This is a genomic window from Photorhabdus sp. RM71S, assembly GCF_042879355.1.
Classification (GTDB): Bacteria; Pseudomonadota; Gammaproteobacteria; order Enterobacterales; family Enterobacteriaceae; genus Photorhabdus; species Photorhabdus kayaii.
The window spans coordinates 1-12,489 of the sequence record NZ_JBHFKV010000081.1 but is presented as its reverse complement, the minus strand read 5'-3'; the positions used below and the strand labels follow the sequence as shown (position 1 = coordinate 12,489).

General features: G+C 44.6%; 9 protein-coding genes. 5 read left to right on the top strand and 4 right to left on the bottom strand.

Features of this window, described 5'->3' with window-relative positions:
* The first annotated feature begins 49 nt into the window (after positions 1 to 49).
* Together ACGF5R_RS22705 and waaB are read left to right on the top strand one after the other, a co-directional pair.
* Entirely contained in the window at positions 50 to 421 is a 372-nt protein-coding gene (locus ACGF5R_RS22705) for a hypothetical protein (protein ID WP_387692860.1), read from the top strand.
* Positions 422 to 431: 10 nt separating this feature from the next.
* Positions 432 to 1,496 carry a lipopolysaccharide 1,6-galactosyltransferase gene (gene waaB / locus ACGF5R_RS22700; protein ID WP_262981391.1) on the top strand — a complete coding sequence of 355 codons (1,065 nt, stop codon included), beginning with the start codon at positions 432 to 434 and terminating at the stop codon, positions 1,494 to 1,496.
* A gap of 222 nt (positions 1,497 to 1,718) precedes the next feature.
* On the opposite strand, the gene malM is transcribed toward waaB, so the two are convergent.
* The 3 genes from malM to malK form a co-directional block, all read right to left on the bottom strand.
* Positions 1,719 to 2,636 carry a maltose operon protein MalM gene (gene malM, locus ACGF5R_RS22695; RefSeq protein ID WP_387692858.1) on the bottom strand — a complete coding sequence of 306 codons (918 nt, stop codon included), beginning with the start codon at positions 2,634 to 2,636 and terminating at the stop codon, positions 1,719 to 1,721.
* Positions 2,637 to 2,884: 248 nt separating this feature from the next.
* Positions 2,885 to 4,171, bottom strand: coding sequence for a maltoporin (locus ACGF5R_RS22690; RefSeq protein ID WP_387692856.1), 1,287 nt, complete (start codon positions 4,169 to 4,171; stop codon positions 2,885 to 2,887).
* Between the two features lie 36 nt (positions 4,172 to 4,207).
* The gene (gene malK / locus ACGF5R_RS22685; RefSeq protein WP_112879315.1) at positions 4,208 to 5,317 is read right to left on the bottom strand and encodes a maltose/maltodextrin ABC transporter ATP-binding protein MalK; all 1,110 of its coding nucleotides are present in this window, start codon (positions 5,315 to 5,317) and stop codon (positions 4,208 to 4,210) included.
* 378 nt (positions 5,318 to 5,695) lie between these two features.
* Between malK and malE the strand changes: the two genes are divergently transcribed.
* The 3 genes from malE to malG all read left to right on the top strand — a co-directional run bounded on the left by malE (position 5,696) and on the right by malG (position 9,479).
* The gene (gene malE / locus ACGF5R_RS22680) at positions 5,696 to 6,895 is read left to right on the top strand and encodes a maltose/maltodextrin ABC transporter substrate-binding protein MalE (RefSeq protein ID WP_387692854.1); all 1,200 of its coding nucleotides are present in this window, start codon (positions 5,696 to 5,698) and stop codon (positions 6,893 to 6,895) included.
* 124 nt (positions 6,896 to 7,019) lie between these two features.
* Complete coding sequence (gene malF, locus ACGF5R_RS22675; RefSeq protein ID WP_387692851.1) at positions 7,020 to 8,576, top strand: maltose ABC transporter permease MalF; 1,557 nt, start codon at positions 7,020 to 7,022, stop codon at positions 8,574 to 8,576.
* 12 nt (positions 8,577 to 8,588) lie between these two features.
* Positions 8,589 to 9,479: a maltose ABC transporter permease MalG gene (gene malG / locus ACGF5R_RS22670; protein ID WP_112879312.1), complete on the top strand. Its 891-nt coding sequence runs from the start codon at positions 8,589 to 8,591 to the stop codon at positions 9,477 to 9,479.
* 191 nt (positions 9,480 to 9,670) lie between these two features.
* Here malG and ACGF5R_RS22665 read toward each other — a convergent pair whose 3' ends face one another.
* Positions 9,671 to 11,686, bottom strand: a complete 2,016-nt coding sequence (locus ACGF5R_RS22665; protein WP_387692849.1) for an LTA synthase family protein — start codon at positions 11,684 to 11,686, stop codon at positions 9,671 to 9,673.
* Positions 11,687 to 12,489 lie beyond the last annotated feature (803 nt).

Here is a 12,489-nt window from a genome sequence, read left to right as displayed (position 1 = left end):
TTCGGTCAGTTGTGTATAGGCCATAGTGCATTTTCCTTTGGCGAGAAAGATGCCTACTATAGCAACTGACCGCCCTTCTGAAAAATTGCACTTATTAGTCGAATCTGCCCTTGTAAATAATATAAAAGGCTCACATAAGTTAAAAATATTACTTTATGAAGATTTTCCCTATGTTTTAGGTGAATACCCTGTTATTAACCCCGATAGTTTGGAAAATGCTTTATTAAGAAATAATAAATTTGATAAGCATGCTATATTGGTGGATATTGATTTGAAAGAAAAAGTGCAAAACATTTTATTTTATGAATCTCAATTAGAACCTCTGTTTGATAATAAATCAAATATTTTAATTTCATTGGAAAAATATCATCAAACTATTAATGAAATAAAGGCGCAAGAGCGTTTTTGGTTAATTAAATAAAGGATTTGTAATGAAAAAAATATTCATAATATACCATGATCTTTTCTTGAATGGATATGGTGGAGTAGAAACGGCATGTTCAAATTTAATAGATTTGATTGGCCGCTCCAACATTGAAATTGATTTCATTTTCATATCTCTAAATAAGACAAATAGAATTGAAAATCGTGATTGGTTATCTAATGCTCAATGTATCTCCTTAGCGTCAAGCAATGACGAATCTCGCCAGGATATAGCATGCGAACTGTCCTTGATATTAGAAACATTTCACCCCGAGATTCTAATAAGTTTAGACACAACATCTTGTAATATTGCTCGACTTTCTTGTGAAAAGATTAATTTCCCGGTAAAAACTTATTCTTGGCTGCATACTTCCATTAGAAATCCTACCCCACAGAAAATTAAAGATTTATGCTGTGCCGACGAGCACCTTGTCATCAGTTCTGGTTTAAGAGATCAAATGTTATCCTTTGGAATAAAAACAGAGAAGCTTCATCTTATTTTCAATCCTATCAAGATGAATCCCTTTATAATTCCTCAACCAAAACACATAGTCAGATTCTTATATGTTGGAAGAATTCTTGCCTATAAGTCAAAAAATTTAACTGAACTACTTTTAGCTCTTTCACAATTGCATGGTCATTGGGAGTTACATATAGTAGGTTCTGGTGAAGATGAGGGTTATTTGAAAGAATTATCTTCACAACTCAATATAAATAACAATATTATTTGGCATGGTTGGCAAGATCAGCCTTGGGAATTTGTGATGGATAATATAAAAGAAATATCAGCTTTTATTTTAACATCAAAATATGAAGGTTTTGGTATGGTATTAGCGGAAGCAATATCTTATGGTATCTATTGTATAAGCTCAGATTGTCAATGTGGCCCGAGTGATATTATCAATGATTTTAATGGTGAGCTTTATAAATCAGGTAATATTCTTGAATTATCTAAAAAATTACAACTCATTATTGATGAATGTAAAATAAGGGATCATCAAGCAATAAAAAATTCTATTGCCTTTCTTTACGAAGATAATTTCCTGTTAAGAATCACTAAATGCCTATCCTAATAGGCGTAATTGTTGCAGGCAGTTTGAACACGGACTGCGCGGAAAAACCGGAGCGTACACGCTGTACGTGAGGATTTTGAGCACTGCCCAGGTTCAAAATGGCAAATAAAATAGTCCTATTGGGATAGTCAGTAAGGCTTTATCCCTCCAGCCATAAGTATCCCCGGCCAGAAAATGTGATGAAAGTGAAACTTGATGCCCCCCTTTTCGGAGAGCATTTGTTTACCCTTTGTTTTTGATACTGTTGATAAACGTTTCTCGTGCAGTTGCAGACCCAAGGCGTTCCGCTTCATCCAGCAATTTTAGTGCCTTATCGATATTGCCGTTATTAATTTCCTTTTTAATGGCATCACTAAAATAACGCTCTGTATCACTCAGGACCGGTTTGACTTTTTGCGGAGTAGGTGGTGTTACGGTGGTTTGTGTTGGCCCGACAATGATTGGTTCTTGTGCCGGACTTGAAAAAACTTGACCAATCGTGATGTTGCCAGCGTTTTGTTCTGATTTTACTTTCAACTTCAACGTGCCTGTTGACGTATGGCGGGCAACGGGATCGGGAATCTCGGGAACGGCATTACCGACGCCTTGAGCGTAAGCTTTGGCGGGATCAACCATTTGTGTGGATCTCTGCAAATCGGTACGGGTGGTGTAGACCAGTATATAAATTTGTTGTTGTCCTAGTGCTGGTGTCAGTTTTAGCTTGCCTTCCAGCCGATCGGTGGACATGACACCCGGACGTTCATAGGGGAAATAACTGCTCGGGTAAAATGCCGCGGGGCGTAACCCTTGATCCAGTACCAAAACATTTGGTACGTAAACTTGTTTATCTTGTACTAAGCTACTCAGGGTAATATCCAGAGAGCCTCGGTTTGCCGGCAGCGCGAATGCCGCTATCGGCCCTTGAATATCTCCCTCATTAAGATGTTGGGATGTAGTATTGAGGATAATGGTCTGTGTATCGCTGGTATTAATCGGTTGCCAGCTCAGTTTTTGCAATGCTGTTGTTGAGAGGGAAGGGGCAATAGTGTCCTGTGTCGTGGTTGCTTGAGTTGTTGTAGTGATAGGTGTTGCATAGCTTATCAGAGGAGCTGCGCTACAGAGTAAAGCACTAAGACAAAATGAGAGCAGTTTGGTTTTCATCTCTTACCCTTGTTCGGTTGAAAAAAAGAGACTGATACCCACGGTCAAGAGGCATATCAGTCCAAAAGGCGTTAACCATTACAAATAATCTGATTGATCTGAGGTCAAATCGTTATATACCCGTTATCTTTCAAGTTGCCTCTTTGTTGGCTGCACTCACTCACCCCGGTCACATCATTCGCTATGCTCCCGGGGATTCGTTCCCTTGCCGTCGCGATGCCTCTTGAAATCCATAGGGTATAACTGTATTACCACCAAGCTTCGAATTGTGCACCAAAGGTAAATTCATCATCGTCACCACGGCTGAATTTATGCGTTGCGGTATCACGGTAGGCCATTCCATCAATGTAACCGTCTTTTTTGTTCGCATTACCCCATTTTTCATCCCATTTTGCATAAGTGACGAACAGGCGAATAGCCGGACGCGACCAAATGCTGTCACCTGCCTGCCATTGTTGGGCTAGAGTGATTTTGTACTGATCATTGGTGTCATGAGTACGTTGGGATTTGACGTTATCATAGCCAATGTCCAGCAGGGTGCTCATCGTCGGTGTCCATTTGTACATTGGACGTACACCAACCGTATACCATGTGCTGCCGTTGTTATTGTCACGGTCAGTATCCTGATACATCGCTACGTACATCAGATCCCATTTTTCTGCGAGATTAATCGCGCCATGATTCAGAATACGTAACATATAACCGTCATTGTTTACGCTGGCGCCTTCGGAATGACCACTGTTGTAGGAGGTCATGGAATCGGTGGCGTATTGTACGACAAATTTATTGAAGCCTCCTAACATGCTCTGTGTATGCTCGGCGGTAAACATGAAACCATCTTTGGAAGCATGACGGTCAAGGCGGTAGTGGTCTCGTGCATTGGCACGCCCATAGTCAAAACCAAGTTCCAGATTACCGCCTGGGTTAACCTCCAAGCCGGATAGACGTATATCGTAGACATCATTGGAGGTGGGAATTTCTTTGCGCTGACCAGCAATCCAGCCATAAGAGCCACCAGATTCAGTGTTACGGGTGACGGCCAGAGAGAGCTTACTAAAGCCGAGATCAATATCTTGCAAGCCCGCCCCCGGACCAGAGATATCCCAGTAGTAGAAGTCAATCATATGCACGTCATGGCGCTGGTAGAAGCGTTTACCTGCCCACAATGTTGAACCGGGTAACCAGTCGATGACGTTCTTCGCTTGAACATTCACCTCACGGAACGCAGGGTCGGTGGATTCCCAGTCACTTTGTTGCGCCACAGAATAAGCCACATTGGTATCGAAGTAGAAACTCTTATTGCCATCCTTCCATAGCTCTTGGCCTAGCTTAAGCTCAGCATAGGTTTCACATTCATTACCTAAACGGTATTTGCTCTGTGCGCCGGTGCTTTGGAAACACTGTTGCTCACCGCCGCTACCGGTCCAACCAATGCCAGAACGGGCGTAGCCGTGGAATTCTACGGCTGACGCTTGAATAGACAGTAATCCGGCCATAATGGTTAGTGAGATAGGTAATATACGCATTGATTTCATCAATTATTCTCCTGTCGTTTTTTGATTAGCTCAGGCTTAAACACCGGGTTCTTCATGCAGACGTTGGCATGCCGTTCCGTCTTCCCGGAATAAATGGCAGCGGTGAGGGGGTAGCCCGATGGTGAAGGTGGACCCTTCTTCCACCAGCACAACATCAGGTTGGCGGTAAACTAGATTTTGATGAATGGCCGGGATTTCAATGTGAACCTGGGTTTCATTGCCTAACTGCTCGACAACCTGCACTATGCCTTCCAACGTGACATCAGCGATATCACTTGGCAGGAGGTGTTCAGGACGTATCCCTAGAGAGACATTACTGCCTACTTTTACCCCCTTGCTTTCTACGGGCAGCCAGATTTGCTGTTGGTTGGGCAGAGTAATCTGTACCTGATCAATAGCAGTAGCCGTGACTTTAACTGGCAGGAAATTCATTTTGGGTGAACCAATAAAGCTGGCGACAAAGCGATTAACCGGGTAATGGTAAAGTTCAAGAGGTTTGCCTATCTGGGCAACATCTCCACCATCCAGTACCACGATTCTGTCGGCCAGCGTCATCGCTTCAACTTGATCGTGGGTGACATAAATCATCGTACGTTGCAATCGTTTGTGCAGGCGTGAGATTTCAATGCGCATTTGGACCCGCAGCGCGGCGTCCAGGTTGGAAAGAGGTTCGTCTAACAGAAAAACACTGGGTTCAGCGACCAGAGTACGGCCAATAGCAACGCGTTGACGTTGCCCACCTGATAGGGCTTTAGGGCGGCGATCAAGCAGGTGAGCGAGTTGGAGCATCTCGGCAATTTGTTTTACCCGTTGCTGAATATCACTTTTTTTGGCGCCAGCTAGCTTCATGCCGAATGACATATTGTCTGCAACAGACAGGTGGGGATACAGTGCATAAGACTGAAAAACCATCCCAACGCCGCGTTTGGCGGGAGGCACATCGTTCATTCTGATGTTATTGATCAGCAAATCACCGGAAGTCACATCTTCCAGACCCGCAATCATCCTTAATATTGTCGATTTTCCACAACCTGATGGACCGACAAAAACGATGAATTCGCCTTCTTGTATCTCAAGGTTGATGTTCTTGGAAATAATAGTTTCACCATAAGCCTTCGATACATTATGTAATGTGACGCTCGACATGTGTTCCCCCGGACTTATCACCGCAATTCGCGGTGAAAAATGATAAACCAGAGTGTGTTTAAGATGGCGGGTGAGTAAATCCTCCATACCCAAGTTTTTTATGGGGGAGGAGCTAGGAGGATGAAATAAGCGTTGTTGAGCTGGTTAGGTATGAGCTACTGGATAAATTGTGATATTTATCGCAAAAAAAGATGCCCCTTTTTGTGGTCAACGGCACGCTTCTTCTGTTTTTGTAATAGAGATCACACCCATTCCGGGCAGGGAGTAGAGTAGGGGAGGATGAGTCTTTCCATTGTTAATTGCACACTAGATCAGCACTCTCCGCCAATGTAACAAAACAGTTCACTCTGAACCTACTTAAACTATAAGGACGGAATGATGATAAAAACAACCTTAAAAGTAGGCGCCCGTACCCTGGCGCTTTCTGTTTTAGCCTCACTGGCGCTTTCTGCTTCTGCTTTCGCAAAAATTGAAGAAGGTAAGCTAGTTATCTGGATCAACGGCGATAAAGGCTATAATGGCCTGGCGCAAGTTGGTAAGAAATTTGAAAAAGATACGGGTGTCAATGTGACTGTTGAGCATCCAAACAAGTTTGAAGAGAAGTATCCACAAGTTGCAGCAACCGGCGATGGGCCGGATATTATTTTCTGGGCCCATGACCGCTTTGGCGGCTACGCCCAGTCTGGTTTGGTGGCGGAAATCACGCCGGATCAGAACTTCAAGGACAAGTTATTTCCATTTACTTGGGATGCGGTGCGCTACGACGGTAAACTGGTCGGTTATCCTATCGCCGTTGAAGCTCTCTCTCTTATCTACAATAAAGACTTGGTGAAGACCCCGCCAAAGACTTGGGAAGAGATCCCGGCACTGGATAAGGAACTGAAGAGCAAAGGCAAAAGCGCCATTATGTTTAATCTGCAAGAGCCTTATTTCACCTGGCCGTTGATTGCCGCGGACGGAGGATATGCTTTCAAGTTGGAAAATGGCGCATACGATGTGAAAAATGCCGGAGTGAATAATGCAGGTTCCAAGGCAGGGCTGAATTTCATTATAGATTTGGTGAAAAATAAGCATCTGAACGCAGATGCTGACTATTCCATCGCCGAAGCCGCGTTCAACAAAGGTGAAACGGCGATGACCATCAACGGTCCGTGGACGTGGTCCAACATCGACAAAAATAACATAAATTACGGCGTGGCGTTGTTGCCAACCTTTAAAGGTCATCCGTCTAAACCGTTTGTCGGCATACTGACGGCAGGTATTAATGCCGCCAGCCCGAATAAAGAGCTAGCGAAGGAGTTTCTGGAAAACTATTTGCTGACCAACGAAGGTCTTGAGATGGTGAATAAGGATAAACCGTTGGGAGCTGTGGCGCTGAAATCTTATCAGGATATTCTAGCCAAGGACCCACGTATTGCTGCCACGATGGAAAATGCTCAAAGAGGCGAAATCATGCCGAATGTCTCACAAATGAGCAGTTTTTGGTATGCCATGCGCAGCGCTGTGGTTAATGCGTTGACCGGCCGTCAGACCGTTGAGGCTGCGCTCAGTGATGCAGAAGCCCGTATAACCAAGTGACCTGTGGGCGCTCTTCTCCCGAGAAGGGTGCCTCTTTCCTGCAACCAGTAAGGATGCCTGTTTGCAGGAAGATTGATTAAGCTATCCGCAAAGCTGTTACGTCGTAGTAAAAAGGAAGAGCATTATGTCAGCGACGCTCGAAAAAACATCATGGTGGCAGCATTCTGCTCTGAAATGGTTTGCAGTGAGCCTGTGTATACTCTTTACCGGTTATCTGGTGGTATTGATGTACTCACAGGGAGAGTATCTATTCGCAATACTGACACTGGTATTGTTAGGAATGGGGATTTACGTTTTTGCCAACCGCAATACTTATGCCTGGCGCTATGTCTATCCGGGTATAGCCGGAATGGGATTGTTTGTACTGTTTCCGCTTATTTGCACCATCGCCATCGCCTTTACCAACTATAGCAGTACCAATCAACTGACTTTTGAACGTGCACAATCGGTCCTGATGAGCCGTCAGTATCAATCAGGGCAAACATTTACTTTTAAGCTCTACCCAAAATCGGACTTGTGGGTTTTGGCGTTGAGCGCACCGGGCCAGACTAAACAACTGGTGTCCGAGCCATTTTCTCTGTCAGTAACAAAAGAGACTGCTTTACATTTGCATGAGCAGGACAATATTCAGAACGGTGAAGCCGCGACATTGCGCATTATCACCCAGAATCGGCAGGCGCTGAACCAGTTGGTTGCTGTTCTACCGGATGGTAGCCGGTTGAGAATGAGTTCACTACGTCAATTCGCTGGTGTGAATCCTCTATACTCTCTTGGGGAAGATGGTAAGACCCTTACCGACAATCAAACAGGTACGCTTTATCGTCCCAATACGGATACTGGTTTCTATCAGTCGATTAATGCTGAGGGAAAATGGGGCAATGAGACTCTGACGCCAGGATTTACTGTTGCCATCGGCTGGAAAAATTTTCTGCGGGTGATACAGGATGAAGGTATTCAGAAACCGTTCCTTGCTATTTTCGTTTGGACGGTTGTCTTTTCTCTATTCACTGTGGTGCTGACTGTAGCTGTTGGCATGGTTCTGGCTTGCATTGTGCAGTGGGAAGCGCTGAAAGGCCGTGGTGTTTATCGCATGCTGCTGATTCTGCCTTATGCAGTGCCATCGTTTATTTCCATTTTGATTTTTAAGGGATTGTTTAATCAGAGTTTCGGCGAGATCAATCTGTTGCTTAACGGTTTGTTTGGTATTAAACCTGCTTGGTTTGCCGATCCGACGATGGCCCGAACCATGCTGATTATCGTGAATACCTGGCTTGGGTATCCCTACATGATGATCCTCTGCATGGGATTGTTAAAAGCAATACCAGACGATTTGTATGAAGCGTCGGCAATGGATGGGGCTGGGCCGTTGCAGAATTTTTTCAAGATTACCTTCCCATTGCTGATTAAACCGCTGACGCCGCTGATGATCGCCAGTTTTGCCTTTAACTTTAACAACTTTGTTCTGATCCAGTTGCTAACTCTTGGCAGGCCGGATCGCATTGGCACCACGACACCAGCAGGCTATACCGATTTATTGGTGAACTATACCTACCGTATTGCTTTCGATGGTGGTAGTGGTCAGGATTTTGGTTTGGCTGCGGCGATTGCCACCGTGATCTTTTTGCTGGTGGGTGCGCTGGCGATTATTAACCTGAAAGCTACCCGTATTAAATTTGACTAAGGAGGGAATGCAATGGCGATGGTTCGACCCAAATCACAGAAATGGCGTGTATTGGCGACGCATTTGTTGATGTTAACCTTTATTGCCATGATCGTATTCCCGCTGTTGATGGTGATTACTATCTCCCTGCGGCCGGGGAACTTTGCGACAGGGAGTTTGATCCCGGAAAGTATCTCCTGGGAGCATTGGAAACTGGCACTTGGCTACAGTGTGGTATCACCAGATGGCCGTGTTACACCGCCACCTTTCCCGGTTATGCTATGGCTCTGGAACTCTGTTAAGGTTGCCTTTATTACCGCTGTAGGTATCGTTACATTATCAACTACCTGTGCTTATGCTTTTGCCCGTATGCGTTTTCGCGGTAAAAGTACCTTACTGAAAGGCATGCTTATTTTTCAGATGTTCCCGGCTGTACTTTTCTTGGTGGCGCTATATGCCTTGTTTGATCGTTTGGGGGAATATGTACCGTTTATCGGCCTTAATACCCACGGAGGTGTGATTTTTGCTTATCTGGGGGGCATTGCGTTGCATGTCTGGACGATTAAAGGTTATTTTGAAACCATTGACGGCTCTCTGGAAGAGGCTGCTGCGCTTGATGGAGCGACACCGTGGCAAGCTTTCCGTATGGTGCTGCTACCGCTTTCGGTACCGATTCTGGCGGTAGTGTTCATTCTTTCCTTCATCGGTGTGATTACGGAAGTGCCTGTTGCCTCACTGCTTCTGAGAGATGTGAACAATTACACTTTGGCGGTGGGCATGCAGCAGTACCTTAACCCACAGAACTATCTTTGGGGAGATTTTGCCGCCGCCGCTGTGCTTTCTGCGCTACCTATAACCATTGTCTTCCTGGTTGCTCAGCGCTGGTTGGTTAGCGGTTTGACCGCCGGGGGAGTTAAAGGCTAATCGCAATATTCACCAGTATATACCCTATGGATTTCAAGATGCATCGCGACGGCAAGGGAGCGAATCCCCGGGAGCATAGAGAACGATGTGACCGGGGTGAGTGAGTGCAGCCAACAAAGAGGCAACTTGAAAGAGGACGGGTATAAATCCCTTTAATAGATTGAGATTAAAGGGATTCGTAGAAGTATCAATTATTGCTGGTGGTGAACTTGACGGTTTAATTGCCATGACAGGAGATCGGTAAATACCTGCCAACGTTGGAACTGTTTGGTTTGGTCTGCTGTCATTGGCTGGGGTTCACCGAGTAATAATCCTGTTTGATTTGCCCATGGTCGAAATTCACCTTTGCCTATCATGACATAAGCTCCTTGCGGTGTAATAGTGACTTCCGGGTTATATCCTTGACACCAGATAGGGTCCAGATGTTCAGCCAACAAATTACAGCCGGTACGGTAGTAAGCTGTATGTGACAAGCTCAAATGGTAGAGCGTTGGCCAAATGTCTTTATGACTGCCGACTCTGGTAGCATCAAAGATTGCGTTTTGGCGATAAGCGGGCGGCACGTAGAGATAAAACGGTACACCGTGGCCGATTGCCAATTCATGAGCATCTGGATAACTGATACCTCGAATATTATGGTCACCGGTTGCCGCAATAATGGTATGGGAAGCCAATGACTGAGATTTTACCCAACTAATAAATTGTCCTAATTGATCGTTGGCGTAACGCAGGGTATGAAAAACCTCTTGTAACTCATTACCACTAGCCAAATGACTTAAACGTTGTTTCTCGATATCACTCAGCTTGATGTCGGTTTTCTGATAACCTGCCGGCGATTTATACGGTGGGTGATGGGTAGTAGACAATGACATAATCAGAACATGTTCCCCGTTCTTTTCTGCCTGAATCAGGCGATCTTTAATATAACGGAACATGAACTCATCAGGCACGCCCCAAGTACCAAATTGGGCTTCTGGATAGCGTTTTTTCAGCCCATTCTGATCGATAAATTCACTAACGCCCAAGTTTGGCAAGAACTGATTCAAATTACGCCATGCTCCGTTACCGGATGTGACGAAGATGATTTTGTAACCATTCGCCAGATAGGGTTTGAACATATTGCTGGTGAAATCGAGATCCTGCGCTGTGGATTGACTGACTGCGCTGTTTGGGCTGCGGATCAAGAAACGGCTTAAACTGTCAATAGTGCCATCTCCTTCGGAAACGAAACGTTCAAAACGCCAGTCGTTTTGCCAGTGCTGGCGTAGAGCGCCAAAAACATCAAGGTCTGGGCGGTCCAAGCTTTGTAGGTGATAACCCATACTCTCCATGACGTTAAATATTACGTGAGGCGGATTTTTTTGAGCAGTGGGATTATCGGCGGTTTTAGCCATAAACGGTGACAGATTGGCAGGGGTTGGCTTCTCCAGAAAATGGTTTAATAACCAGCTACCTTGTGCATCTGTTGCTTCTGGGAAGTAGCTGTTTTTGTAATGATCATTAAACGCCCAATTCAGTGCCATTGGACCATTAGGTGTCAGCATATTAAGCATTTTGACTTCTGAAACTTGTGTATTGGACTGACGTAGTGGAAAGGTACCTATGGAGCCACGCATGCCAACGAAACAGACAGTTAAAATAGCCAGCGTCGCGATAGTAGAAACCGGCAGACTGGTTTTGCGCTCTGTGCGTGAGATAAGGTAGCGTTGCCAGAGCAGACAGAGCCAGAAAACAGTCACTGCATACAGAGCTAAACAGAGCAAACCTTCGATAACCGGATAGTCGTTCCATAGGGTGTGCAGTACGGCTTGAGTATCATCTTCCACTAAGCCGAAGATGAAAATATCGAACGACCGTTCATAAGTGGCATAGTAGTAAACATTACTTACCGTCAAAGCCCCGACTACGGTATTGAGTGTTGTTGCCAACCACGGATAGGCATGTTGCCATATGTTGAAGCTGTTTTTATTAATGGCAAATAAGCTAGCAATCAACAGACAGGGTACAAACAGTAGGCTGGCAATACGAATATCAAACAGTCCGCCGATCCAGAACATTCGTTCCACGTCTTGAGTAGAGTCAATGAAGAGCTGATAATTGCCATAAGTTAAGAGAAGATAGATTCTTCCCGCCATTTGCGTTGCTACCGTTAGCAACCAGGGAAGTAAAAGTGCGATAAAAGCCAGTTTAAATCTGGAAAACCACATAATGCCTTCTTATTGGTAATAGATTGATAAGGTTAATTTAATATTTATCAGGTCAAGATCCTATCTTATTCAGCAAGTTACTGCCTATCCCATTGGGTTATTTTATTTGCTATTTTTTGCCGTAGAGTCGTCATTGGTCAGATTCAGCAGCAACTGGCAGAAGCTGAAACGAAAAATGCAGCGTTTGCACCGTTGAAGCAGGAATCCACCGCAATGATTCAGGCTCCGGTCTCAACGTGGCAGGAATCCTCGTCCTTCATCAGGGCGGGGAGGATGTCAAATTATTAAACTCATCACTCTCAAAAAAACGTTTTTTACGAAGGCGAAGTGGATATTGACCTTAACCCCAAAATCGGTGCGGACTGGTGTTTTAAGGGCAGTAAAATGTGGCAGTGACTTAGCTATGTGGAAGAGTGCATGAAAGTGTTTTCGTTACAACAATGACCTGAAATGAAAAAAATGCGTGTACTACCCTATATGCAAGCTTATTTATCGCCAGCCAAATATATCGGATTAATATCTTGATGCTTTTGGGGTGTTATATTTCCTGCGCATCGGGTGAAAATTGACGGCGATTTTTATTCGTTCCAGACATTGATATCGATTAATTAGCTGTTTTATGTGATATTTATCACATTTTTCATGTTTATATGACAAATATCGTGATCTTGTGGTCATAATATTTAGAGAGCGAAATTCTCTGTTACTTGTCTCCACTCCATCCTACTCAGCTGGACGCGGTCTATTGTTCTCGCTAACGCCACGTATTAAATGATGGCTATTTTACGCTGTCATTTTTTTAC

Coding starts and splice junctions, on each gene's coding strand:
- ACGF5R_RS22705 (WP_387692860.1), top strand. CDS start 50: ATGCCTACTATAGCAACTGACCGCCCTTCTGAAAAATTGCACTTATTA.
- waaB (WP_262981391.1), top strand. CDS start 432: ATGAAAAAAATATTCATAATATACCATGATCTTTTCTTGAATGGATAT.
- malM (WP_387692858.1), bottom strand. CDS start 2,636: ATGAAAACCAAACTGCTCTCATTTTGTCTTAGTGCTTTACTCTGTAGC.
- ACGF5R_RS22690 (WP_387692856.1), bottom strand. CDS start 4,171: ATGAAATCAATGCGTATATTACCTATCTCACTAACCATTATGGCCGGA.
- malK (WP_112879315.1), bottom strand. CDS start 5,317: ATGTCGAGCGTCACATTACATAATGTATCGAAGGCTTATGGTGAAACT.
- malE (WP_387692854.1), top strand. CDS start 5,696: ATGATAAAAACAACCTTAAAAGTAGGCGCCCGTACCCTGGCGCTTTCT.
- malF (WP_387692851.1), top strand. CDS start 7,020: ATGTCAGCGACGCTCGAAAAAACATCATGGTGGCAGCATTCTGCTCTG.
- malG (WP_112879312.1), top strand. CDS start 8,589: ATGGCGATGGTTCGACCCAAATCACAGAAATGGCGTGTATTGGCGACG.
- ACGF5R_RS22665 (WP_387692849.1), bottom strand. CDS start 11,686: ATGTGGTTTTCCAGATTTAAACTGGCTTTTATCGCACTTTTACTTCCC.